Origin of the sequence: Streptomyces sp. NPDC050546 (genome assembly GCF_044457425.1) — a bacterium.
GTDB lineage: Bacteria > Actinomycetota > Actinomycetes > Streptomycetales > Streptomycetaceae > Streptomyces.
Map to the genome: position 1 here is coordinate 529,433 of NZ_JBITGX010000003.1, position 24,665 is coordinate 554,097.

Genomic DNA, 24,665 nt, shown 5'->3' on the forward strand with positions numbered 1-24,665 from the left:
GGTCACCTGCCTGACCCGAAGGACCTCCCGCCATCCGTGGTGCGGGAGGTCCTTCGGCGTTGTACGGAACCCACCGCCGGGTGGGCGAAGTGGCGGTTTTGCTCAGAGATGACGCGTGCCGGGGACTGCGGTGAGGGCCCGCAGGTGTTTACGTGGTGTCGGACATTCCGGGATTCCCCGTCACGGAGGTGTACACCATGGCAGACGCCGCGCAGCGGCTGCAGGGCCTCTTCGCACAGTTGCTGGGAGCACCGCCCCCGGTGCGCATCCGCGCCTGGGACGGTTCGCAGGCGGGCCCGCCGGGCGCGCCCACCCTGGTCGTACGCAACCGCCGCGCCCTGCGCCGCCTGCTGTGGAAGCCGGGCGAACTGGGTCTGGCCCGCGCCTGGGTGGCGGGCGACCTGGACATCGAGGGCGACCTCTACACCACCCTCGACCTGCTCGCCGGAGACATCTGGGAGCGCGGCGAGGACGCCCGCACCCTCGCCCAGGCCCTGCGCGACCCCGAGGTCCGCTCCGCCGTACGCGGGCTCATCAAGCTCGCCGGGACCCCGCTGCCGCCCGCCCCGCCCCCCGAGGAGGCCCGGAGCCCCCGCCGCCACCTGCACACCAAGCGCAGCGACAGACGCGCCATCAGCCACCACTACGACGTCGGCAACGACTTCTACGAGATCGTCCTCGGCCCGTCCATGGTGTACTCCTGCGCCTACTGGCCCGGCCCCGACGCCACCCTCGAACAGGCCCAGCGCGACAAGCTCGAACTCGTCTGCCGCAAGCTCGGCCTGAGCCCCGGTCAGCGGCTGCTCGACGTCGGCTGCGGCTGGGGTTCCATGGCCATCCACGCCGCCCGCGAGCACGGCGTGGGCGTCGTAGGCGTCACGCTCTCGCAGGAGCAGGCCGCGTACGCCCGCAAGCGCGTCGCGGAAGAGGGCCTCACCGACCGGATCGAGATCCGGGTACAGGACTACCGGGACGTCCGCGACGGCCCGTACGACGCGATCTCCTCCATCGGCATGGCCGAACACGTCGGCGCCGAACGGTACCTGGAGTACGCCGACGGCCTGTACGACCTGCTCAAGCCCGGCGGCCGGCTCCTGAACCACCAGATCGCCCGCCGCCCGCAGCGGGACGAGACGACGTACGAGGTCGACGCGTTCATCGACGCCTACGTCTTCCCCGGCGGCGAACTCCAGCCCATCGGCGTCACCGTCACCCAGCTGGAGCGCGCCGGGTTCGAGGTACGCGACGTCGAGTCGATCCGCGAGCACTACGCCCTCACGCTGCGGCAGTGGGTCGCCCGACTGGAGGCCGACTGGAAGCGTGCCGTCCAGCTCACCGGCCCGGGCCGCGCCCGCGTCTGGCGCCTGTACATGGCCGCCTGCGTCGTCGCCTTCGAACGCAACCGCATCGGCGTCAACCAGGTCCTTGCCGTGCGGGCCCCCGAATCAGGGGAGTCGGGCATGCCCCTGCGCGCCCGTACCTGGAACTGACACGGCGAAGGCCCCCTCTCCCACCGGTGGGAAAGGGGGCCTTCACCGTTCTCGCTACTCCGCCTTGATCGCTTCCAGCATGTTCAGCCGGGCCGCCCGCCGGGCCGGCCACAGCGCCGCGAGGACACCCACCGTCGCGGCCAGCAGCAGGAAGACACCCATCCGGGCCCAGGGCAGGACCAGCGCGTAGGTCGGCATCTTCGAGGCCAGCAGCTCACCGGCCGCCCAGCCGAAGAACACGCCCAGGCCGATGCCCAGCACCCCGCCGAACAGCGAGATCACCAGGGACTCCATCCGGACCATCCGCTTGATGCCCTTGCGGTCCAGGCCGATCGCCCGGAGCATGCCGATCTCCTGGGAGCGTTCGAAGACCGACATGGCCAGGGTGTTGATGACCCCGAGGACCGCCACGATCACGGCCATGGCGAGCAGTCCGTAGAGCATGTTCAGCATCAGCGTGAACATCTGCGCGATCTCGTTGGAGATGTCCTGCTTGTCCTGGACCTTGATCGCCGGGTTGTTGTCGAGGGCCTTCTCCAGCTTGTCCTGGGCCGCGCCGGACGGGCCGCCGGAGGTCTTCGCCATGACCTTCATGACGTACGGGTCGGACGTGTGCGGCGCGAGCGTCGACTGGTCGAGCAGGATGCCGCTGAGGTACTCGTTGCTCTCGTACGTCCCGGCGACGGTGAGCCGCTGCTTCTTGCCGTCCTCGAAGGCGACGCTGAAGCTCGAACCGGCCTTCCAGTGGTTGGCCTTGGCGGTCGTGCTGTCCACGACGACCTGGGAGCCGCCGACCTTGAAGGAGCCGTCCTCGACCTTCGGGGCGGCCAGCTCGCCGATCGCGGCGCCGTTGACGCCGGTCAGGTACTCGTCGGTCTTGCCGTCGACACGGGCCATGGCGTTGGTCATCGCGCTGGTGGCGGTGACGCCGTCGGTCTGCTTCAGCTTCTTCTCGACGTCCGGGGAGAGCGGGTTGCCGTTCGCCATGGACACCACGTAGTCCGCCTTGATCGCGGACGCCGCCATCTTGTCGATGGCCTGCTGGAGGCTGCCCGCCGTCACCGTCATACCGGTGATCAGGGTCAGGCCGATCATCAGCGCGGAGGCGGTGGCTGCCGTACGGCGCGGGTTGCGCACCGAGTTCTGCCGGGCCAGCTTGCCGGAGACGCCGAAGGCGCGCAGCACCGGCGCCGCGGCGGCGATCAGCGGGCGGGACAGCAGCGGGGTCAGGATGAACACACCGATGATCAGCAGCACCGCGCCGAAGCCCATGGGCATCTGGCCGTCCGAGCCGTCCATGGTCGTGGCCATCAGGACCACCGCGATGCCCGCGGCCGAGAACAGGGTGCCCAGCGTGTTGCGCAGCACCAGCGACTTGGTCGTGGCCGTGGCGTGGACGCTGCTCATGGCCGCGACCGGCGGGATCTTCGCGGCCCGGCGGCCCGGCAGCCACGCCGCCAGCATGGTCACCAGGATGCCGACGGCGAACGCGGCGGCGATCGTGGCCGGCTTGATGACCAGCGGGCCGTCGGGCACGGTCGCGCCGAACGAACCCATCAGGGAGCGCATTCCGGCCCCGATGCCGATGCCCGCGACCAGACCGGTCACGGCGGCGACCGCGCCGACCACGAACGCCTCGATCAGCACCGACCGCGTCACCTGCCGGCGCGAGGCGCCGACCGCCCGCATCAGCGCCAGCTCCTTGGTGCGCTGGGCGACCAGCATGGTGAAGGTGTTGGCGATGATGAACGTGCCGACGAACAGGGCGATGCCGGCGAAGACCAGCAGAGCCGTCTGCATGCCGCTCATCGACCGGGAGATGGTCTCCGCCTGGTCGTCGGCGAGCTGCTTGCCGGTGGTGGTCTGGACGGTGCCCTCGGGCAGCGCCTTGTCCAGCTCCGCCTTGAGCGCGGCCTGCGAGACGCCCGGCTTCGCCTTGACGTTGATCTGGTCGTAGACGCCCGCCTTGCCGAACTGCTGCTGCGCGGTCGCCGTGTCGAACAGAGTCAGGCTGCCGCCGGCCGCGACATTGCCGTCGTCGGTGGTGAAGATGCCGGCGATCTTCGGGGTCAGGACCGGCCCGTCGACCGACATGCGCACGGTGTCGCCGACCTCGTACCCGGCGCGCTTCGCCGTCGCGGAGTCGATGAGGATCTCGCCCGGGCCCTTGGGCGCGTGACCACTCGTCAGGGGGTAGCGGGGGTCCTTGTCCCCCCAGTAGTTGCCGCCCTGCGACTGGAAGCCCTCGCCGATCAGCTTGCCGTCCTTGCCGGCGATGGCGGTGAAGCCCTGCACGACCCCGATGGCGGACGCGGCACCGGGAACCCGCTCACTCTTGTCGAGCACGGCCCGGTCCAGGTCGTGGACCTTGCCGACCTTGTCGCCCTCGGATTCCTGGTAGTCCGAGGTCATGGCGACGTCGACCCGGTCGAAGCCCTTGGCGGAGCTCTTCTGGAAGGCGTCGGAGATGGTGTTGGTGAAGACCAGGGTCCCCGACACGAAGGCCACGCCGAGCATCACGGCGAGGACGGTCATCAGGAGCCGGGCCTTGTGCGCGAGCACGTTGCGCAAGGCGGTACGGAACATGGGTTCTTCTTCTCAGTCCTGTCGGTCCTGACGGGGGATCAGCTGGTGCGGCCCTTGGCGTCGAACGCCTTCATGCGGTCGAGCACCGAGTCGGCGGTGGGCCCGTGCATCTCGTCCACGATCCGGCCGTCCGCGAGGAAGACGACCCGGTCCGCGTAGGCCGCGGCCACCGGGTCGTGAGTCACCATCACCACCGTCTGGCCCAGCTCCCGCACGGAGTTGCGCAGGAAGCCCAGCACCTCGGCGCCGGAGCGCGAGTCGAGGTTTCCGGTGGGCTCGTCACCGAAGATGATCTCGGGCTTGGAGGCCAGCGCCCGCGCCACGGCGACGCGCTGCTGCTGACCGCCCGACAGCTGCGAGGGCCGGTGGCCCAGCCGGTCCGCCAGGCCGACCATCCGGATGACGGAATCCAGCCACTGCTTGTCCGGCTTACGGCCCGCGATGTCCATCGGGAGGGTGATGTTCTCCAGGGCCGTCAGGGTCGGCAGCAGATTGAACGCCTGGAAGATGAAGCCGATCTTGTCCCGGCGCAACTTGGTCAGTTGCTTGTCCTTCAGGGAGCCGAGCTCGGTGTCGCCGATGCGCACCGACCCGGAGGAGAAGGAGTCGAGACCGGCCACACAGTGCATCAGGGTCGACTTGCCGGAGCCCGAGGGGCCCATGATCGCGGTGAACTCGGCCTGCCGGAAGTCGGCGGAGACCCGGTCCAGGGCGACCACCTGGGTCTCACCCTGCCCGTAGATCTTCGAAAGATCCGTGGCGCGCGCGGCCACGGCGGTGGCCCGGTCGGCGAGGGAAGCGGTGGTCACGGGATGGCACTCCTGTCGGACGGTGATGCGGTCAGGGGGATGTGATCCATCGTCCGGGTCCCCCGCCGCCGTGTAGTCACCCGCAGTTCCCGTTCCGGGGCCCGACTTCGGTCTGACCGTGAGGGGGAGTGTCATACCTGGGGATGACGAACGTCCCTGAGTGGCCCCGGTGTCGGCGACCTGAGCGGTCCGGATGTCGAGAACAGGTGGAGTGCCCTCGTTCGGGCGGTGAAATTCCGTCATTCCGCATGCGGCGCCCACCGCCGCACGGAAGGCTATTGGCAAGTGCGGATGGCGCGTTCCGTGTGCTGATGCACCCTCAGACGTCAATAAAATAAGACAACATCGGTCCGTGCTTCCGCTGTTCGGGGGATCCGTCCCGATAGTCTCGGAACCTCGACGCGGAGCCCATGGCCTGCCCGGATGGTGGAATGCAGACACGGCGAGCTTAAACCTCGCTGCCCCTTCGCGGGCGTGCCGGTTCGAGTCCGGCTCCGGGCACCTTCCGACTCCTGCATGGTTCATTGAAGACTTCACGGCATGCCCGTTGACAGCGGGCGCATGCCGTCGGAAACTCACATCGAACAGTGGTGAAAAAATTTTCACCACACGAACAAGAGTGAGAGAAGGTGCCCGATGCGCACCACCGTCGGCATCATCGGAGCCGGTCCCGCCGGCCTCCTCCTGGCCCGGCTGCTCCACAACGCCGGCATCGACTCGGTCGTCCTGGAGAGCCGCGACCGCGCCTATGTCGAACGGCGGCAGCGGGCCGGGATCCTGGAGCAGGGCACGGCGGACGTGCTGCGCGCGGCCGGCGCCGGGGAGCGCATGGACCGCGAGGGCCTGCGTCACGACGGCATCGAACTGCGCTTCGACCGCCGACGCCACCGCGTCGACTTCCCCGCCCTCACCGGCGGCCGGTCCGTGATGGTCTACGCCCAGACCGAGGTCTGCAAGGACCTCATCGCCCTCCAGCTCCGGGACGGCGGCCCGCTGCTGTTCGAGGCGGAGGCGCTGGCCGTGGAGGACGCCGGCACCGACGCCCCGCGCGTCCGCTTCCGGCACGAGGGCCGCGAGGACGTCCTGGAGTGTGACTACGTCGTCGGCTGCGACGGCTTCTGGGGCGTGGCCCGCAACGCGATCCCGGCCGAACTGACCCAGGTCTTCGAACGGACGTACCCCTTCGGCTGGCTCGGCATCCTCGCCGACGTACCGCCCTCGCACGACGAGCTGGTCTACGCCCGCCACGACCGCGGCTTCGCCCTGCTCTCCATGCGCTCGCCGTCCGTTTCCCGCCTCTACCTCCAGGTGCCCGACGGCACCGACGCCGAGACGTGGCGCGACGAGGAGATCTGGGATGAGCTGGAGCGCCGCTTCGAGACCGCGGACGACTGGCGCCTCGAACGCGGCCCCATCACCCAGAAGTCCGTCACCCCGATGCGCTCCTACGTCCACGAGCCCATGCGCCACGGCCGCCTCTTCCTCGCCGGTGACGCCGCGCACATCGTGCCGCCGACCGGCGCCAAGGGGCTGAATCTCGCCGTCGGCGACGTCGTGACGTTCGCGCGGGCCCTGACGCACCGCAAGGTGACCGGTTCGGCGCAACTGCTGGACGCCTACTCGGAGACCTGCCTGCGCCGGATCTGGCAGGCCGAGCGGTTCTCCTACGACATGACGACCCTGCTCCACAGCGCCCCCGGCGCGACCGGCTTCGAGGACCGGCTCCAGCTCGCCCGGCTGGAGCGGATCGCCTCCTCCCGCGCCGCCGAGACCGACCTGGCGGAGGGGTACACGGGCTTCCCCTTCGGGTGAGACATGAGTGACCCCCTCCGGTGGGGGGAATCACGAAGCCGCGTAGCGTGTTGCGCAGCACGACGAGGGAAAGATCCTCCCCAAGCAGTAGGGTCATTCCTTTGCCTACCTATTACTCTTGAGCCAAGGCCATGACGTGTGGCCGTGGAGGAGTGAAATGAGGAGCAGAAACCCGGTCTTCTCGCGACGGGGGTTCAGCCGCGACAACGGCTACGCGGGCTTCAACACCGCGCCGCAGGCCGGGGGTCCCGCTGTCGCCACGCAGGGCAACCCGTACGCGCAGCCGACGGGCGACCAGTACGCGCAGAACCCGTACGCGCAGAACCCTTACGCCCAGCAGGACCTGCAGCACGGTGCTCCGCCGCAGGCGCCGGCCACCACCGGCCGGATGACCATCGACGACGTCGTCCTGCGCACGGGGAGCACGCTCGGTGTGCTCATCCTCACCGCGGCGCTCTCCTGGGCCCTGCTGCCGATCGACGACGCCAACATCGGCCGTAGCTACGGCATCGGTATCGGCGCCGCGCTGATCGGCATGGTCCTGGCGTTCGTGCAGTCCTTCAAGCGCAAGGCCTCGCCCGCGCTGATCCTGACGTACGCCGCGTTCGAGGGTGTCTTCCTCGGCGTCGTCTCCAACATCGTCGACAACCGCATCGCCGACGGCGCGGCCATGCAGGCCGTGATCGGCACCATGGCGGTCTTCGCCGGTGTGCTGATCGCGTACAAGGCCGGCTGGATCCGCGTCAACCGCCGCTTCTACGGCTTCGTGATGGCGGCCGCGCTCGGCTTCATCCTGCTGATGACCGTGAACCTGCTGTTCGCGGTGTTCGGCGGCGGTGACGGCCTCGGCTTCCGCAGTGGTGCCCTCGGTGTCATCTTCGGCGTCATCGGCATCATCCTCGGCGCCTGCTTCCTCGCCCTGGACTTCAAGCAGGTCGAGGACGGCATCGCCTACGGCGCTCCGCGCGAGGAGGCGTGGTTCGCGGCCTTCGGCCTCACGCTGACGCTGGTGTGGATCTACCTGGAGTTCCTGAGGCTCATCTCGATCCTCAACAGCAACGACTAGTACGGCTCGTACTGACCGTCGTACGCGATAGGGCCCCGGCTTCGGCCGGGGCCCTTCTCGTTGTCCGCGCCTAGAGCAGTTTGCGCGCGGCCCTCCTCAGGTCGTACTCGTGGACGATCGCCTTGGCGTGGCCGTAGGCCAGGTTGTGTTCGTGCCGGAGCCAGCTGACCTTTTCCTCGAAGCGGAAGAGCGCCGGGCCATCTTCGACGGTGCGAAGCCAGTCGGTGATCTCACGACCGGTGCAGTGGGGGATGCGGGCTAGCAGGTTGCGATGGGTCTCTTCGGAGAAGACTTGGGACATCGGCGCCTCCGGACGCTGGGATGTAAGCCGGTCCTTCAGGTCACCGTGCCTGAGTGTTCGCCCGTTGGCAACAGTCCCGGTGCGACGCGTACGCTCGCGGCGTGGTTGATACGACGCCTCTGACCCGTGCGGTGGATCACTTCGCCGATCGTTTGAGGGCCGCGCCCCAGAGCCGGTTGCAGCGTAGTGCTGCCGCTGAGGCTCTGGAGCTGGCCCGGGAGTTGGCCCGGAGGGCGCAGCGGTTGGAGGCTCCTGACGTGGAGCCCCGGGAGATGCCCGACGCGGGGATGTTTGCTGCCGCAGATCAGATCACCGTGGCCGGGCACGATCTGGCCGTCGTGATTCCCAGTGACGCCGATGTCGATGACGCGGTGAGGGCCGTGGAGGAGGCGCAGAAGCGGGCGGGGGTTTAGCGCCGTGCGCGGGTGCGGGTTTGATGTGGCCGCTCGCGCCCGCGCGGCGGAGCCGCATATCGATACAGCCCCGCGCCCCTCAAAGGGACGAGATGACCCGGTCCGCCAGGATGTAGACGTTCTCCTCGCCGCACTCGAACGTGAGGGTGTACGCGCCCGCGATGCCGGAGCCGCCGAGGAGGACCGGGGTCTCGCCCGCGCGCAGGGCCGTGGCGAGGTGCTCCGCGGTTTCCCGGTGGCCCGGGGTCATGCACAGGGTCGTGCCGTCGGCGAAGACGTAGACGTCGAGGGTGCCCAGCGGGCCCGGGCGGACGTCCGTCAGCTCCACGCGGGAGGAGGCCAGCTCCTCCAGGGTGGCGACCGTGCGCTCGTGGTCGTTCACCACGGGCGACTGGGCCGGCACGAAGTCCGGGTGGGAGGGGTGACGGCGGCGGGCCGCGGCCAGCTCCGGGGACTCGGCCGGTTCCTCGGTGTCGGCGCCGGGCTCGGACACCGACTCCAGACCCGCGAAATCGGCCTGCCGGGGCAGGAACAGATCGGGGTCGGGCAGGCCCAGCAGGGACGGCGCGTCGGAGGCGTCACGGGTCTCCTGGGCGGCCCAGAACGCCCGCGCCTCGGCGAGCTCCCGCTCCCGCTCCTCGGCCAGCGCCGCCGCCACGGCGGCGCGTATCTCCTCGGTGTCGGCAGTGCGGGCGGCCGGCAGCAGCGCACGGGTGGTGGCGGCGCGGTTCTCGGCCAGCGCGGTGTGCAGGGCCGCGACCTGTCGCCGCAGCTGCAGGACGGTGCGCAGGACGGCAACGCCCACGGCGCCCGTGGCGGCCGTGGTGACCAGCAACGCGATCGGCATGGCGCTCACTGACGTAACTCCCGGTTCAAAGTCGACCCCCGACTTCCTACATCAGCTTGAAGGGCGGACTAACCAGCTGTCAGTGCGTAACGTCACCAAACGGACAGGGCTTCGCCCTCGGGGGAGGGGGTGTGGCTGCTGTGACCTGCGCTTCTCCCCGGGCGGAGGGAGATAGGTCACATCCTGGGGGAGATTGGATCACAAAACGGCCCAGAACCCTGGAGTTTCCGGGGTTCCGGGCCAACGCCTCACAGCCGGTGCTACGGCGGCTACGGTGCGGTGCTCAGCTGAGGCGCTCGATGACCATGGCCATGCCCTGGCCGCCGCCGACGCACATCGTCTCCAGACCGAACTGCTTGTCGTGGAACTGGAGGGAGTTGATGAGCGTGGTCGTGATGCGGGCGCCGGTCATGCCGAAGGGGTGGCCGACGGCGATGGCACCGCCGTTGACGTTCAGCTTCTCCAGCGGGATGCCCAGGTCGCGGTAGGAGGGGATCACCTGGGCGGCGAACGCCTCGTTGATCTCGGTCAGGTCGATGTCGTCGATGGTCAGCCCGGCCCGCTTGAGGGCCTGCTTGCTCGCCTCGACCGGGCCGAGGCCCATGATCTCGGGGGAGAGGCCGGAGACGCCGGTCGACACGATGCGGGCGAGCGGGGTGAGGCCGAGCTCGCGGGCCTTGGTGTCGGACATGATCACGAGCGCGGCGGCGCCGTCGTTCAGCGGGCAGCAGTTGGCGGCGGTGACCAGGCCGTCCGGGCGGAAGACCGGCTTGAGGCCCTGGACGCCCTCCAGCGTGACGCCGGCGCGGGGGCCGTCGTCCTTGGCGACGACCGTGCCGTCGGGGAGGGTCACCGGGGTGATCTCGCGCTCCCAGAAGCCGTTCTTGATGGCTTCCTCGGCGAGGTTCTGCGAGCGGACGCCGAACTCGTCCATGTCCTGACGGGTGACGCCCTTGGAGCGGGCCAGGTTCTCGGCGGTCTGGCCCATCGCGATGTACGGGTCGGGCAGCAGGCCGTCCTCGCGCGGGTCGTGCCAGGTCGAGCCCTCGGACTGGGCGGTCTCGACCGTGCGGGCCTCGGCGTCGGCGAAGAGCGGGTTGTGCGTGTCGGGCAGGCCGTCGGAGCTGCCCTTCGCGTACCGGGAGACGGTCTCCACGCCGGCCGAGATGAAGACGTCGCCCTCGCCCGCCTTGATGGCGTGCAGGGCCATGCGGGAGGTCTGCAGGGAGGAGGAGCAGTACCGGGTGATGGTGCAGCCCGGCAGGTGGTCCATTCCCATCTGTACGGCCACGACGCGGCCGAGGTTGTGGCCCTGCTCGCCGCCGGGCAGGCCGCAGCCCAGCATCAGGTCGTCGATGTCCCTCGGGTCCAGCTCGGGGACCTTGGCCAGGGCGGCCTGGACGATCGTGGCGGTCAGGTCGTCCGGGCGGAGGTCCTTGAGGGAGCCCTTGACGGCGCGGCCGATGGGGGAGCGGGCGGCTGAGACGATCACGGCTTCGGGCATCACGGCTCCATTGACGTACCGGGTGGTCTGGCTGGGCTGTCTGGGAAGTTACCCGTACGTATGGGCTGGGTCACGGGTCTCGCGGTGTGACTCTGGCCGCAGTTTACTAAGCGCTTGCTTTCCCTGTCCTCAGTTCGAGGGAGTGGCAGGCGCCGGCTCCTGCTCGGGTACCCGCCGGCGCCGCCTCCGCTTCAGCAGGGCCCAGGGTCCCCGCGACCCGGTCGGCATCGCCGCCGCGACCTCCGTGCCCGCCTCCGACGCGGCCTCCGCCGCCGCCCGGGCCACCGGCAGGAAGCCCTCGCGACGGGAGGCGTCCGGGCGCTCCTCCTCGGCCGGCCACAGACCGAGGGAGGCGCAGACACTCGGCAGCACCGCCATCGCCGCCGTCGCATAGCCCTCGGCGGAGGGGTGGTAGCTGTCGGGGCCGAACAGCTCGCGCGGGTTCTCGGCGAACTCGGGGCCCAGCAGATCGCCCAGGGACACCGTGCGGCCGCCCTGCTCGACGACTCCGATCGTCTGGGCGGCCGCCAGCTGACGCGAGGCCCGTCGCGCCAGCCAGCGCAACGGCTGCCGGACCGGCTCGATGGTGCCCAGGTCGGGACAGGTGCCGACCACGACCTCCGCACCGGCCGTGCGCAGCCGCCGTACCGCCGACGCCAGGCAGCGGACCGAGCGGGTCGGGGGCATGCGGTGGGTGACGTCGTTCGCGCCGACCATGATCACGCAGATGTCGGGCACCGGATCGGAGTCGGCCAGCACCAGGGCCACCTGGCGGTCCAGGTCGTCCGAACGGGCCCCGGGTGTCGCCACCGTGCGCAACCGCACCGGGCACTCCGCCAGCGCCGCCAGCCCCGACGCCAGCAGCGCCCCCGGTGTCTGCCCGGACCGGTGCACGCCCTGGCCCGCGGCCGTGGAGTCGCCCAGCATCGTCAGCCGCAGCGGCGATTCACCGGGGCCGGCGTACGCACGGCCGTACAGCCCGTCCGCGTTCGGCACGTGCCCGGACGTGCCGTTGCCCACCCGGCGCCGCGCCAGCTGCACCTCCGCCAGCACCAGACCCACGGCGGCCGCCCCCGCCAGACCGATCCCGCCGCCGCCGTACGCCGCGCCGGCCGCGATCCGCCGGGCCACCCTCGCCCTCGACATGCTCGTCATGCGTCGCCGCCACCTCCTCGAACCCGTACACCCAGTGCTTGCCCCGTACAGGCCGTCGCCCAATCTCAACGCGGAGTGAACGACCGTCACGGACCACGGGCAGCACATAGGCTGGCGGCACCACACAGACCACTTCTTCTGCGGCATCCGGAGACAACGGTGCAGTTCCACGACTCGATGATCAGTCTCGTCGGCAACACCCCGCTGGTGAGGCTCAACAGCGTGACCAAGGGCATCAGGGCGACCGTCCTGGCCAAGGTGGAGTACTTCAATCCCGGCGGTTCCGTGAAGGACCGCATCGCCCTGCGCATGATCGAGGCGGCGGAGGAGAGCGGCGCGCTCAAGCCCGGCGGCACGATCGTGGAGCCGACCAGCGGAAACACCGGGGTCGGGCTCGCCATCGTGGCGCAGCAGAAGGGGTACAAGTGCATCTTCGTGTGCCCCGACAAGGTGAGCACCGACAAGATCAACGTGCTGCGCGCGTACGGCGCCGAGGTCGTCGTGTGCCCGACCGCCGTGGACCCCGAGCACCCGGACTCCTACTACAACGTGTCCGACCGGCTGGTCCGTGAGACGCCGGGCGCCTGGAAGCCCGACCAGTACTCCAACCCCCACAACCCGCTCTCCCACTACCACTCCACCGGCCCCGAGCTGTGGGAGCAGACGGAGGGGAGGATCACCCACTTCGTGACGGGTGTGGGCACCGGCGGCACCATCTCCGGGACCGGGCGCTACCTCAAGGAGATCAGCGACGGCAAGGTGAAGGTCGTCGGAGCCGACCCCGAGGGCTCCGTCTACTCCGGCGGCTCCGGGCGTCCGTACCTCGTCGAGGGCGTCGGCGAGGACTTCTGGCCGACCGCCTACGACCGGACCGTCGCGGACGAGATCGTCGCCGTGTCCGACAAGGACTCCTTCCAGATGACCCGCCGCCTCGCCAAGGAGGAGGGCCTGCTGGTCGGCGGCTCCTGCGGCATGGCGGTCGTCGCCGCGCTGGAGGTCGCCGGGCGCCTCGGCGAGGACGACGTCGTGGTGGTGCTGCTGCCGGACAGCGGGCGCGGCTACCTCAGCAAGATCTTCAACGACGAGTGGATGGCCGACTACGGCTTCCTCGAGGACACGGGCCCGAGCGCCCGCGTCGGCGACGTCCTGGCCGACAAGGAGGGCGACCGCATGCCCTCCCTCGTCCACATGCACCCGGACGAGACGGTCGGCCAGGCCATCGACGTACTGCGGGAGTACGGCGTCTCGCAGATGCCGGTCGTCAAGCCGGGCGCGGGCCACCCCGACGTGATGGCCGCCGAGGTCGTCGGCTCGGTCGTCGAACGCGAGCTGCTGGACGCGCTGTTCAGCAAGAGCGCCTCGCTGGAGGACCCGCTGGAGAAGCACATGTGCGGCCCGCTGCCCCAGGTCGGTTCCGGCGAACCGGTCGAGGACCTGATGGCCGTGCTGGGCAAGGCGGACGCGGCGATCGTCCTGGTCGAGGGCAAGCCGACCGGTGTGGTCAGCCGGCAGGACCTGCTGTCCTTCCTCGCCAGGACCGGGAAAGCGGCGGCGAACACCCGGTGAACCACCCGTGAACCGGGTGAACTTGGGGCGTCCGTGATCTTCGTGGACTTCGCGGAAGTGGTACGAGCGTGTCACGTTCGCGCAGCACCCGCTTAACACGAGTCCTGCACATTGGTGGGTGTCGGCAGGGCGGGAGCGGCTCCCCGCCCAGGTCGACACCGTAGGCGTCAAGGACCTCCGGAGCGGCTCCCGGACCTCCATGGACCCTACTGACGCGCCAGCCCGGCCCTGACCAGGCCCGCGTCCCTCGCGGGGACCGCCGTCGTCCCGCCCCCCCGAACAGGGGGTGCGGCGGTCCCCGCGCCCTTTTTTGCGCCTGAACCGGCGCCGCTCTCGCGGACGTGGTTGCTCCCCGTCGTGGTTCCTCAATGACGGATTGCGGTCGTCTTCGCTTTCCAACTGCCCAGCAACAGCAGCCCTTCCGCCGTCTCCGAGCCCGGTTCCGGTGTGTAGGCGACGATCAGCTGGTCCGGCGCCCCGGGGATCGCGAGGGTCTCGTACGGGAGGGTCAGCAGGCCCGCGACCGGGTGCCGCAGCTGTTTCACTCCGTGGTCGCAGGGCTTGACCCCGTGGTCGGCCCACAGGCGTCGGAAGTCCTCGTCGGCGCGGGAGAGTTCGGCGACGAGTTCCCCGGTGGCGGCGTCCCCGGGGTGATGGCCCGCCTGCAGGCGCAGATGGGCGACCGTCTGGCCCGCGATCGCTGCCCAGTCCGGATAGAGCTCGCGGGCGGCGGGGTCGAGGAAGACGCGGCGCGGGATGTTGCGCTCCTCGGAGCCGGGTCCGCTGAAGTCGAGCAGGGCGTCGGCGAGCGCGTTCCAGCCGAGCACGTCCATACGGTGGTCCAGGACATACGCCGGATTGCGGTCCATACCGTCCAGGAGCGACTGGACACCCGGGCGTACCCGGGACGCGGCCTCCCCCGGCTCGGACCGCGGGGACGCGGCCGGAGCGCTCTCGACCCGGCGGGGCCGGGCGACCGCCCGCAGATACGCGTGCTCCGCCTCGTCAAGACGCAGCACCCGCGCGACCGCGTCCAGCACGGCGTCCGACACGCCACCGGACTTCGTCCGGGTCGGGTCCCCGGGCCCCCTGCCCTGCTCCAGCCGGACGTAGTAGTCGACGCTCACCCCGGCCAGCTGCGCCACCTCCTCACGGCGCAGCCCCGGGACACGGCGGCGGCCGTAGGAGGGCAGTCCCACCTCCTCCGGCTGGATACGGGCACGGCGCGAGCGCAGGAAATCTCCCAGTTCTCCGTCCATGCCTTCGAGCCTAGGCGCCTCGCGCGCGGCGAACCTGGTACTGGCAGACCCAGGAAAAGCGCCCCCCTGGGTACGGCGCCGGACGGCGCCGAGGGTGGTGGACGAGGCCGGGGAGACGCCCCGGCAGCCACCGAGGGGATCTCCCATGTCGTACGAGAACCTGGCCGGCCGCACCGCCGTCGTCACCGGAGCAGCGAGCGGGATCGGTGAGGCCATCGCCGTCCTGCTGGCCGGCCAAGGCGCCCGGGTGGCCCTGCTGGCCCGGCGTGAGGAACGGCTGACAGCGCTCGCCGGGAAGATCCGGGCCGACGGCGGGCAGGCCCTGGCCGTCGTCGCAGACGTCACCGACGAGGCGTCCGTGGCGGCCGCCGCCGACCGGATCCACACGGAGTACGGGCCCGTCGACCTGGTCGTCAACTCCGCCGGCGTGATGCTGCCGCACCCCGTCGACGCCCGGCGCGCCGACGAGTGGCAGCGGATGCTCGACACCAACGTCGCCGGCGTGCTGCGGATCATCGGCGCCTTCACCGGCGACCTGGTGGGCGCCGCCGCGGACGGCCGTACGGCCGACATCGTGAACATCTCGTCCATCGCCGCGCACGTCAGCTTCCCGAACTACGCGGTGTACGGCGCGACCAAGGCGGCCGTCACCTACCTGTCCGAGTCCCTGCGCGGCGAGTTCGGGCCGCGGGACGTCCGGGTCACCAACATCGAGCCCGGGTTCGTCGAGAGCGAGCTGCTCGCCCACATCGGCGACGCGGAACTGGCCCGGCAGGTGGCGCAGCTGCGGGACCAGGTGGGCGTGCTGTCCGCCGAGGAGCTGGCCGACCTGGTGGCCTACACGACCAGCCGGCCGCGCCGGGTCAATCTGCGCCAGATCATCGCGCTGCCCACCCGGCAGGCCTGAACGGCAGGCCTGAACGGCAGGCCTGAACGGCAGGTCTGAACGGCAGGTCTGAACGGCGGGCCCACCCGGCAGGCCTGAGGGGCAGGCCCTAGTCCTCCCAGCCGCTGTCCTGGGAGGACTTGCGGCGGCCGAACAGTTCCGGGTTGGTGCGGACGGCCTGGACCAGGTTGACGCCCACGATGCCGGCCCAGGCGACGAGCATCCCGGGCAGCTGGGCCACGCCCCCGCCGATCGCGGACAGCGGCACCGCGAGGACCAGGGAGACGATGCCGAAGCCGAAGCGCTCGCCCCAGGAGTCCGTGGGCCGCGGCGAGCGGGACTCCCGGGCCGTCTGCATCTGCTGCTCGGCGAGCTGCCGGCGCACCCGGCGGTCCACCGCGCCGTCGATCCGCTGGTCGACCTTCTCCAGGAACGAGTCGACCAGCGCGGACTCGTACTCCTCGCCCAGCTCCCTGCGTGCGTGCAGGGTGGCGTCGAGTTCCTTCTTCAGCTCGGTGTCCCGCGCGTCCATTCCGGTCATGGAACTCACGGTAGAAAGAAGCGACGCCCGCCGCACTGGGGTTAGCCCCCCTTTCGGCGCGGGGGCTGCCGGGCGGGCGGGGAGTACGGGCGCGGCGCCGCCGCGTGACGTCGCCCCGCGATCCCCGCGATCCCCGCGATCCCCGCGATCCCCGCGATCCCCGCGCACGGCGCGCACATGCCGGTGTCATGCCTCGCCCATGCCTCCGTGCGCCGCCGCGGCCCCCGGTACGCCGGTCGCCGCCGTCTCGTTCCTCCCACGACGGCGGAGCGGAATCGGGACCCGACGGGGGGCGGCCGGATGTGGACGGCACTGCGGGACGCACGAGTGCAGCGGCGCGCCGGACTGGGGGTCGTCGCCGCGGGGCTGGTGGCGCTGACCGTCGTTCTGGCGAGGGGGGAGGGGCCCGACCGGACGTCCATGTGGATCTCGGCGATCTCGGCGCTCGTGTCCGCGTGCGCCTTCGCGGCCGACCTGCTGCGTGAGCCGGCCGAGGCGGGGCCGCCCGGCCCCGAGCGGCGGCAGCGGGCGGCGGACGAACTGGCCGAGGCGATGCGGGACCAGTGGGCCGTGGAGGCCCGGCGGCGACGGTTGCAGGACCCCGCTCCCCTGGACGTCCAGTGGAGGCGTGTCGGACCTCCGCTCGCCGACCATGCGCGCAACATCCGGCGTGGGCTGCCGCTGCCCGCGCCCCGCGACGGGGACCAGCGGCTGGGCCGGATCGTCGAGACGTTCCAGGGCGTGCCGTCCCACCGCCTGGTCGTGGTGGGCGGGCCGGGGGCGGGCAAGACCGTCCTGGCTGTCGAGTTCCTCCTCGGCGCGATCGACGCCCGGCAGCCCGGCGACCCTGTCCCGGTGCTGTTCGCCCTGGCCGGCTGGGACCCCCGGTCCGCGGGCCTGCGCGCCTGGCTGGCCGAGCGGCTGGCCGCCGAGTACCGGCCGCTGGCCGCGGTCCGGGGCGAGCGCACGCTGGCGGGCGAGCTGCTGGACGCCGGCCTCGTCCTGCCGGTGCTCGACGGCTTCGACGAACTGCCGGCCGAGGCGCACCCGGACGCGCTGCGCCTGCTGAACGCCGAGCTCGACGACCGGCTGCCCGTCCTGCTGACCTGTCGCACGGCGGTCTGGGAGAGCGCGGTGCACGGCGCGGACGTGCTGACGGCAGCGGAGGTCGTGGAACTGCGGCCGCTGGAGCGGGCCGCCGCGCGGGACTACCTGGAGCGCACGACCCGATCGAGCGGCGACACCGGCCCGGGCGACCGGCCCGCCACCGCCTGGACCGCCGTCCTCGACACGCCTTCCGCGGCCCTGGCCGCCGTCCTCCGGTCGCCGCTGATGGTGACCCTGGCCCGCACGGTGTACGGCGACACCTCCCGCGACCCGTCCGAACTCAACGACGGGGTGCGCTTCCCCACGGCCGGGGAGATCGAGAGACATCTGCTGGAGGCCTTCGTCCCGGCAGCCTTCGCCGACCCGGCAAGCCCCTGGCGCCCGGAGGCAGCCGACCGCTGGCTGCGCCGCCTGGCCCGCGAACTTCCCGGCCACCGCCCCTCCGACGACGACGGTGGCGGCACCGCGGCGCAGGGCAGGACGGGGGCGCCGGGCGCGCCGGGCACGACGGGCACGACGGGCGCGCCGGGCAGGGCAGCGGTGACCGGCGGAACGGCGGGCGGTGCGGCGGGTGGCGCTGGCGCGGGGGGTGGTGCCGGCCCGGCGGGTGGTGCCGGCACGGTGGGCGGCGTCGGCGCGACAGGTGGTGTCGGCCAGGCGGACGGTGCCGGCACGGTGGGCGGTGCCGCCACGGCGGGCAACGCCGGTGCGGCAGGTGGTGTGCGTGCGGCCGATGTCTGGCGGCTGGCCTGGTGGGAGTTGCCCGCCGCGATGCCGCCCGCGCTGCGTGTGCTCGGCCCGGCGCTCCTGGCGCTCCTCGCCACCGCGACGCTGCTGGTCCCGCTCGCGGTGTACGGCGGTGGCGTGATCGCCAACTGGGACAGCCCGCTGTCGGCGGTGGTCAACCTCACCGGCATCTACACGGGCCTGTGCTGCGGAATGGCCCTGCTGATGCCCGCCACGGCCCGGGCTCCCCAAGGCCTTGCCCACCTGGGGCGCATGGCGGTGAGGATGACCGCCGCTGCCGTGGTGATCGCGGTCCCGCTGGGCCTGTTCGTACCGCCGCTCGTCAGCTCGCGGCTCGGCGCGGTGCTCACCCCGAGGCCCGCCTGGTTCCTCAACGGCTGCTGTCTCGGCCTCGCCCTGGCGATGATGTTCGCCGTCGCCGGCCTGCCCCGGCGGCCTCTGCCGCTGGGTCTGCCGTGGGCGTCAAGTCCGGACGGCCCCCGGGCGGTACGCGTGCTGGGCGGGGTGGTCGTCCTGGCCGGACTCGTCCTCTACGGCTGCGTCGGGGAGGTGCTCCCGGCCGCGACCTGCGGGGTGACCGGACTGCTGGTCCTCCTCGCCGGGGTGCGGCGCGGCGAACGGGCGGCGGGGCAGTACACCAGCCCGGCCGTCGTCCTGCGCGCCTTCCGGAAGGGACTGCTGCGGGGTTTCGTCGCCTGCATGCTCATCAGCGTCGCCGCCGGAGTCGTCGTCGGCTGCGTCACCAGCGTCTTCGCCACGTACGAGATCCGCTCCGCCGAGCGCCGGCCGCAGGGCGCCGTGCTCGACGGGTGGCGGCTCCAGGAGACCGACGACGGCCGCCGCTCCGTCCGCGCGACGCGTCCGGAGCGGATCCTGCTGGTCCGGCGTACGGGGCTCCGCGACCCGTTCGTCGTGAACCACGGTGCCCGGATCTCGTACGACGACGAGCTCGGGGCGTTCACAGGGCGTCCGTTGATCCAGCGGACGGACGACCGGTGGGTGGTCGTCTGGAAGGGCGAGCCCGGCGGGTGGCGGGGCCGGCCCGTCGACGCCCACAACCTGGTCGTCGCCCTGCCCCACGACGCCAAGGTGTGGCTCGTGCACCGCTCCGCCCGGGCCGTCCTGCGTGACGCCGTGGGGCCCTATCTGGGGTTCGGCATCCTCGTCGGCGCCATCGGCGGCTGCGCCTCCGGGATCTACCACGCCCTGAACACCCCCTCCGACACGATCCGCGCCGCCAGTCCGCGCAACGTCCTGCGCACCGATCGCGCCGCCACCTTCGGACGCAGCGCGTTCGCCGCCCTCCTCTCGGGCGGGGCCTGTGTGCTGCTGATCTCGGCGGCGGGGCGCGGCAGCACGCTGGGCACCATGCACACCGAGGTGTGGGTGCAGGTCGGCACCCACGCGCTCGCGCTGAGCGCCTGGGGGCGGATGGGCGCGGCCCGTATCTGGCTGGCCCTGACCGGCCGGGCGCCGTGGCGGCTCATGCGGTTCCTCGCCGAGGCCCACCGGCGCGGGGTGCTGCGGCAGTCGGGGGCGCACTACGAGTTCAGCCATCTGCTGCTCCAGGAACATCTGACGGCGCCCGCGACGCCCGGCCCGGCTCCGGGCTGTCCGGACGAACCGGAACACCCCAGCCCCGCGGGCCGTGCCGTGCCCTGAGAGCCGGTCCGGCTTGCCGGTCTGCATATGCTCATGCAGAATCCTCAGCTACTGAATAGGCGAGGGGGAAGCACGTCATGAGCGTGACCGACAGCCCTGCCGCGCGGCTCCAGGCGCTCTTCGAGGGGCACCGGCTGACGCCGACCCAGCGGCGTATCGCGCACAGCATGGTGCGGCGGGCCGCCGACGTGCCGTTCCTGTCGAGCGTGGAGCTCGCCGAACTGGCCGGGGTCAGCCAGCCGTCCGTGACCCGTTTCGCCGTGGCCCTGGGCTTCGACGGCTACCCGGCCCTGCGCCGTCATCTGCGCGAGGTCGCCCCGGCCGAACCTGCGGCGGACGCCGGGTCCGCCAACGAGTACCAGCAGGCCGTCGAGGCCGAGATCGAGAACCTGCGGCACCTGGCGGAGGCCCTGGCCGACACCGGGCCCGTGCAGCGGGCCGGGCGCCTCCTCGCGGCCTCCCGCCCGCTCCCCGTCCTCGGCCTGCGGGCGGCGGCCGCACAGGCGCACGGCTTCGCCTACTTCGCCGCCAAGGTCCATCCCGACGTCCGGCTGCTCAACGAGGGCGGCACGATGGTCCAGGACCGCATCGACGCCGCCGTCCGGGCCGGGGCGAGCGCACTGCTGTGTTTCGCGCTGCCCCGGCACCCCCGCGAGGTCGTCGACACCCTCGCCCACGCCAAGGAGGCCGGGCTGACCGTCGTCACGGTCGCCGACTCCGCCTTCGCACCGGTCGCCAAGGTGTCCGACCTGCTGATCCCCGCCGCGGTCGGCACCGGCCTGGCCTTCGACACGGCCTGTGCGCCGATGCTCCTCGGCCGGGTCCTGCTGGAGGCGATGTGCGACGACCTGCCCGAGGCCCAGTCCCGCCTGGAGGAGTTCGACACGAAGGCGGCGGCACGGGGTCTGTTCGTGGACTGACGGCGCCAGCGTCCCCTTCTCAGACTGGTCTCACGTTGCCTCGCTAACGTGCCTCTCCTGTACGCCCCTTCAGACGCTTCGGAGACCGACGGAGGCCGAACGTGACACGCGGAGGACAGGGACTGGCTCGGGTCGCCGTCGTCGTACGGGCGGGGGCGGCCCCGCTGTGGTGGCTGGGCGTGTGCGCCGCGGGCGTCGGCGTCCTCGCCCCGGGACTGACCGGCCGCCGTATCGGCGTCCTGGCCGGGGCGGCGCTGTTCCTCCTGACGACGGCCGCGGTGGCCTGCGCGGGCCGCAAGCGCTACGCCGCCCTGGCCGCCTCCGCGTCCCGCGCCGGCAAGCACGACGTACTGCAGGACCGCGCGGTGACGGTACGCAACTGGCGCCGCCACCACCGCTGGTGGCTCCTCCTCGCCTTCCTCGCCGCCCTGGGCACCGCCTTCGCCGTCCCGGCCGCCGGCGGCATGCTGCTGGCCGGCTGCGGAGCGGGCCTGCGGCTGAAGGCGGCGTGGCTGGGCCGCCTGGAGCGGGCCGACGAGGCTTTGCTGTGGGTCCGGGTGGACTGGCTGCGCGGCGGTGCGGGCAGCCCGGCGGGCAAGCCGGTCAAGGCGTACCGCAGCACGGGCATCGCGGCGGGCGACGCGGCCCCGGGCGGGGCGAGAAGGAAATCACCGGCGCTCGTGTAGCAGGGCCGGGGCACATGCCCTGCTTTTTCAGGGGCACATGCCCTGCTTTTTCAGGGGCGCGGGGAACTGCGCGACCAGCCACAACGCAGCCGCACGCCGGAAACCAGGTAAGCCCCTACGGCGCCTCGCCACTCAACAGCGCCTCCACATGCGTCCCGCCGGACTCCGCCACGACCTCTTCCACCGTCTGCGCCTCCCTCACGACCGCGAAGGTCACGCCTCCCTCTCCACCGGGCGTGAACCCATAGACACCGGGCCGCACCAGCGAGTTGTACCCATAGTGATGCGCGAAGTAATACGCCCCCGTATCCAGCGCAGCCGCATACTCCCCCTGCTCCAGCACCGGCATGGACCGCCCCTCCGCCAGCAGATCCCCCGCGAAACAGGCCGGCCCCGCGACGTCCTGCACCACGACGGGCCCCTCCTTCACCCGCCCCTTCGCGTCATACGCGGCGATCCTCAACGGCCAGCTCTCCGGCGCGTACACCGTCCGCGTGGCGACCTGCACACCGGCATGCGTCACCGCGACCGCCCGCCCGCCGGAGGTCTTCGCGTACTCGACCCGCGCCACCACCGTGCCGTGCTTGGCCAGCAGCGACCGTCCGAACTCGGTGACCAGCCCGTACCGCCCGTCGAACAGCCCCGGCACCTCCTCGGCCAGCGTCCGCGCGTACTGCGCGTACGTCGGCGTCGTCGCGTCCGACGCGAAGTTCACCGGCAGCCCGCCGCCGATGTCGAGCGTGTCGATCTGGCGTCGCCCGATCCGCCGGTTGATCTCCTCGGCGAGCGCGTACACCTCCGCCACCCCCCGGGCCAGCAGCGACAGCGGGATGCCCTGGGACCCGGTGTGCGCGTGCAGCCGGGTCAGCCACGGGCGGTCCTGGTACGCCCGCACGACCCACTCCCGGGCCCCCTCGTCGCGCAGCGCCACCCCGAACTTCGACGTCGCCGTGGCCGTCGAGGTCGCCTCGATGGAACCCCCGCCGACCTGCGGATTCACCCGGATCCCGAGAGGGGAGCGACTGCTGCCCGCGCTGATCAGGCCGTCGATGCGGTCCAGTTCCTGCGGGTTGTCCGCGTTGACGGCGATGCCCAGCGCCAGCGCCTCGCGCAGTTCGGCCGGTGTCTTGGCGGGCGAGTCCAGGACCGTCATCTCCGGACTCAGCCCCGCCGCCCGCGCCAGCGCCAGCTCGCCCGGGCTCGCCACCTCCGCTCCGATGCCCTCCTCGCTCAGCAGCCGCAGCACCGGCACCAGCGGGGTCGCCTTCACCGCGAAGGCGTGCAGCACGGGCGTGCCCGGTGCCATGACCGCGTCGAACGCCGCCCGCAGTTCCGCCGCCGACTCCCGGATGCCGGTGACGTCCAGCAGCCCGACGACGGGGCTGCCGGCCCCGACCAGTCCCTGCTCCACGGCCGCCCGCACCGCCTCGTCCCGCCGGGCCGCCCGCCCGGCGCCGGAATCGCCTGCCCGCATGTCGTCATCCATGGATCCAGCCAAACATCCGCGGCACCGCAGCGCCGACCTCCCCACGTATTGACTAGCTCTATTCAGGAAGTCAGGATGTGAATAGACGCAACAACAGACCGCCGGGAGGCAGACCATGTCAGGACCCCGCCCTGTCCGAGCGCCGCGCGGCACGGAACCGAGCGCCCTGGGATGGCAGCAGGAAGCCGCCCTGCGGATGTTGCAGAACAACCTCGACCCGGAGGTCGCCGAGCACCCCGACAAGCTCGTCGTCTACGGCGGCACGGGCAAGGCGGCACGCGACTGGCGCTCCTTCGACGCGATGGTCCGCACCCTGAGGACGCTCAAGCAGGACGAGACGATGCTCGTCCAGTCGGGCCGCCCCGTCGGCGTCATGCAGACCCACGAGTGGGCCCCGCGCGTCCTCATCGCCAACTCCAACCTCGTCGGCGACTGGGCCAACTGGGAGGAGTTCCGCCGTCTGGAGGCCCTCGGCCTGACCATGTACGGGCAGATGACCGCCGGCTCCTGGATCTACATCGGCACCCAGGGCATCCTCCAGGGCACCTACGAGACCTTCGCCGCCGTCGCCGCGAAGAAGTTCGGCGGCACCCTCGCGGGGACCATCACCCTCACCGCCGGCCTCGGCGGCATGGGCGGCGCCCAGCCGCTCGCCGTGACCATGAACGACGGCGTCGCCATCTGCGTCGACGTCGACCCGCGCGCCATCGAGCGCCGCATCGAACACCGCTACCTGGACGTGAGGGCCGACAGCCTCGCCCACGCGCTCCAGCTGGCCACCGAGGCCCGCGACCAGCGCAAGCCACTGTCCATCGGCCTCCTGGGCAACGCCGCCGAGCTGCTCCCGCAGATGCTCGCCGAGGGCGCCCCGATCGACATCGTCACCGACCAGACCTCCGCCCACGACCCCCTGGCCTACCTGCCGGTCGGCCTCGCCTTCGAGGACATGGCCGCCGCCGCCGCGAAGGACCCGGCCGGGTTCACCACCCGGGCCCGCGAGTCCATGGCCACGCACGTCGAGGCCATGGTCGGTTTCATGGACGCAGGCGCCGAGGTCTTCGACTACGGCAACTCCATCCGGGGCGAGGCCCGGCTCGCCGGCTACGACCGGGCCTTCGCCTTCCCCGGCTTCGTCCCCGCCTACATCCGCCCGCTGTTCTGCGAGGGCAAGGGCCCCTTCCGCTGGGCCGCCCTCTCCGGCGACCCGGCCGACATCGCCAAGACCGACAAGGCGATCCTCGACCTCTTCCCTGAGAACGAGTCCCTGGCCCGCTGGATCCGCATGGCAGGGGAGCGGGTCCACTTCCAGGGCCTGCCCGCCCGTATCTGCTGGCTGGGCTACGGCGAGCGGGACAAGGCCGGCGAGCGGTTCAACGACATGGTCGCGAGCGGGGAGCTGGCCGCGCCGGTCGTCATCGGCCGCGACCACCTCGACTGCGGGTCCGTCGCGTCCCCCTACCGGGAGACCGAGGCCATGCTCGACGGGTCCGACGCGATCGCCGACTGGCCCCTGCTGAACGCGATGGTGAACGTGGCGTCCGGGGCGTCCTGGGTGTCCCTGCACCACGGGGGCGGGGTCGGCATGGGCCGGTCCATCCACGCCGGGCAGGTGACGGTCGCCGACGGCACGAAACTGGCCGGTGAGAAGATCCGCCGGGTCCTCACCAACGACCCTGGCATGGGCGTCATCCGGCATGTCGACGCCGGGTACGACATCGCCGACTCGGTGGCCCGGGACAAGGGCGTCCGTGTCCCGATGCGCGAGGGTGACGACGCGTGACGCGGGAATCCGCCGGCCCGCGGCCGGACCCCACCGGGGCCT

At 71.7% G+C, this 24,665-nt stretch carries 19 protein-coding genes and 1 tRNA gene; 11 read left to right on the forward strand and 9 right to left on the reverse strand.

From position 1 onward, the window contains the following. Nucleotides 1–197 precede the first annotated feature (197 nt). Complete coding sequence (locus ACIBK5_RS10470; RefSeq protein ID WP_399018170.1) at nt 198–1,490, forward strand: class I SAM-dependent methyltransferase; 1,293 nt, start codon at nt 198–200, stop codon at nt 1,488–1,490. A gap of 54 nt (nt 1,491–1,544) precedes the next feature. Here the strand turns inward: ACIBK5_RS10470 and ACIBK5_RS10475 are convergent, their stop codons facing one another. Continuing rightward, on the reverse strand, nt 1,545–4,076 hold the full coding sequence (locus tag ACIBK5_RS10475) for an ABC transporter permease (RefSeq protein WP_399018172.1): 2,532 nt from the start codon (nt 4,074–4,076) through the stop codon (nt 1,545–1,547). A 38-nt stretch (nt 4,077–4,114) separates the two neighbouring features. Beyond that, a complete protein-coding gene (locus ACIBK5_RS10480) occupies nt 4,115–4,885 on the reverse strand; it encodes an ABC transporter ATP-binding protein (RefSeq protein ID WP_399018174.1) in 771 nt (256 codons plus the stop codon). A 417-nt stretch (nt 4,886–5,302) separates the two neighbouring features. On the opposite strand from ACIBK5_RS10480, the gene ACIBK5_RS10485 reads away from it, so the two are divergent. From ACIBK5_RS10485 to ACIBK5_RS10495, 3 genes are all read left to right on the forward strand, one after another. Continuing rightward, nucleotides 5,303–5,386, forward strand: a tRNA-Leu gene (locus ACIBK5_RS10485). A gap of 135 nt (nt 5,387–5,521) precedes the next feature. Continuing rightward, a complete protein-coding gene (locus tag ACIBK5_RS10490; RefSeq protein ID WP_399018177.1) occupies nt 5,522–6,697 on the forward strand; it encodes a 4-hydroxybenzoate 3-monooxygenase in 1,176 nt (391 codons plus the stop codon). Nucleotides 6,698–6,854: 157 nt separating this feature from the next. Further along, nucleotides 6,855–7,763, forward strand: coding sequence for a Bax inhibitor-1/YccA family protein (locus ACIBK5_RS10495; RefSeq protein ID WP_399018178.1), 909 nt, complete (start codon nt 6,855–6,857; stop codon nt 7,761–7,763). A gap of 70 nt (nt 7,764–7,833) precedes the next feature. On the opposite strand, the gene ACIBK5_RS10500 is transcribed toward ACIBK5_RS10495, so the two are convergent. Further along, a complete protein-coding gene (locus tag ACIBK5_RS10500; protein WP_215120964.1) occupies nt 7,834–8,064 on the reverse strand; it encodes a DUF4287 domain-containing protein in 231 nt (76 codons plus the stop codon). A 101-nt stretch (nt 8,065–8,165) separates the two neighbouring features. Here ACIBK5_RS10500 and ACIBK5_RS10505 point away from each other — a divergent pair, with 101 nt between their 5' ends. Beyond that, a complete protein-coding gene (locus ACIBK5_RS10505; RefSeq protein WP_399018180.1) occupies nt 8,166–8,477 on the forward strand; it encodes a hypothetical protein in 312 nt (103 codons plus the stop codon). 79 nt (nt 8,478–8,556) lie between these two features. Here the strand turns inward: ACIBK5_RS10505 and ACIBK5_RS10510 are convergent, their stop codons facing one another. The 3 genes from ACIBK5_RS10510 to ACIBK5_RS10520 form a co-directional block, all read right to left on the reverse strand. Further along, nucleotides 8,557–9,333 (reverse strand): hypothetical protein, encoded by a 777-nt coding sequence (locus tag ACIBK5_RS10510; RefSeq protein ID WP_399018182.1) that lies wholly within the window; start codon nt 9,331–9,333, stop codon nt 8,557–8,559. A 274-nt stretch (nt 9,334–9,607) separates the two neighbouring features. Next, a complete protein-coding gene (locus tag ACIBK5_RS10515; protein WP_399018183.1) occupies nt 9,608–10,828 on the reverse strand; it encodes an acetyl-CoA C-acetyltransferase in 1,221 nt (406 codons plus the stop codon). Nucleotides 10,829–10,957: 129 nt separating this feature from the next. Then, the gene (locus ACIBK5_RS10520) at nt 10,958–11,983 is read right to left on the reverse strand and encodes an SGNH/GDSL hydrolase family protein (protein ID WP_399018185.1); all 1,026 of its coding nucleotides are present in this window, start codon (nt 11,981–11,983) and stop codon (nt 10,958–10,960) included. A 159-nt stretch (nt 11,984–12,142) separates the two neighbouring features. Between ACIBK5_RS10520 and ACIBK5_RS10525 the strand changes: the two genes are divergently transcribed. Continuing rightward, nucleotides 12,143–13,549 carry a cystathionine beta-synthase gene (locus tag ACIBK5_RS10525; RefSeq protein ID WP_399018187.1) on the forward strand — a complete coding sequence of 469 codons (1,407 nt, stop codon included), beginning with the start codon at nt 12,143–12,145 and terminating at the stop codon, nt 13,547–13,549. Nucleotides 13,550–13,914: 365 nt separating this feature from the next. Here ACIBK5_RS10525 and ACIBK5_RS10530 read toward each other — a convergent pair whose 3' ends face one another. After that, nucleotides 13,915–14,808, reverse strand: coding sequence for a helix-turn-helix transcriptional regulator (locus ACIBK5_RS10530; protein ID WP_399018188.1), 894 nt, complete (start codon nt 14,806–14,808; stop codon nt 13,915–13,917). 145 nt (nt 14,809–14,953) lie between these two features. On the opposite strand from ACIBK5_RS10530, the gene ACIBK5_RS10535 reads away from it, so the two are divergent. Then, nucleotides 14,954–15,715 (forward strand): SDR family oxidoreductase, encoded by a 762-nt coding sequence (locus tag ACIBK5_RS10535; protein ID WP_399018190.1) that lies wholly within the window; start codon nt 14,954–14,956, stop codon nt 15,713–15,715. Nucleotides 15,716–15,803: 88 nt separating this feature from the next. On the opposite strand, the gene ACIBK5_RS10540 is transcribed toward ACIBK5_RS10535, so the two are convergent. Next, nucleotides 15,804–16,226: a hypothetical protein gene (locus ACIBK5_RS10540; RefSeq protein WP_399018338.1), complete on the reverse strand. Its 423-nt coding sequence runs from the start codon at nt 16,224–16,226 to the stop codon at nt 15,804–15,806. 309 nt (nt 16,227–16,535) lie between these two features. Between ACIBK5_RS10540 and ACIBK5_RS10545 the strand changes: the two genes are divergently transcribed. From ACIBK5_RS10545 to ACIBK5_RS10555, 3 genes are all read left to right on the forward strand, one after another. Then, nucleotides 16,536–19,751: an NACHT domain-containing protein gene (locus ACIBK5_RS10545; RefSeq protein WP_399018192.1), complete on the forward strand. Its 3,216-nt coding sequence runs from the start codon at nt 16,536–16,538 to the stop codon at nt 19,749–19,751. 77 nt (nt 19,752–19,828) lie between these two features. Continuing rightward, complete coding sequence (locus tag ACIBK5_RS10550; protein WP_399018194.1) at nt 19,829–20,671, forward strand: MurR/RpiR family transcriptional regulator; 843 nt, start codon at nt 19,829–19,831, stop codon at nt 20,669–20,671. Nucleotides 20,672–20,772: 101 nt separating this feature from the next. After that, entirely contained in the window at nt 20,773–21,357 is a 585-nt protein-coding gene (locus ACIBK5_RS10555) for a hypothetical protein (RefSeq protein ID WP_399018197.1), read from the forward strand. Nucleotides 21,358–21,472: 115 nt separating this feature from the next. On the opposite strand, the gene ACIBK5_RS10560 is transcribed toward ACIBK5_RS10555, so the two are convergent. Next, on the reverse strand, nt 21,473–22,843 hold the full coding sequence (locus ACIBK5_RS10560) for a diaminopimelate decarboxylase (RefSeq protein ID WP_399018199.1): 1,371 nt from the start codon (nt 22,841–22,843) through the stop codon (nt 21,473–21,475). A gap of 115 nt (nt 22,844–22,958) precedes the next feature. Between ACIBK5_RS10560 and hutU the strand changes: the two genes are divergently transcribed. Then, nucleotides 22,959–24,623, forward strand: coding sequence for a urocanate hydratase (gene hutU, locus ACIBK5_RS10565; RefSeq protein WP_399018200.1), 1,665 nt, complete (start codon nt 22,959–22,961; stop codon nt 24,621–24,623). Nucleotides 24,624–24,665 lie beyond the last annotated feature (42 nt).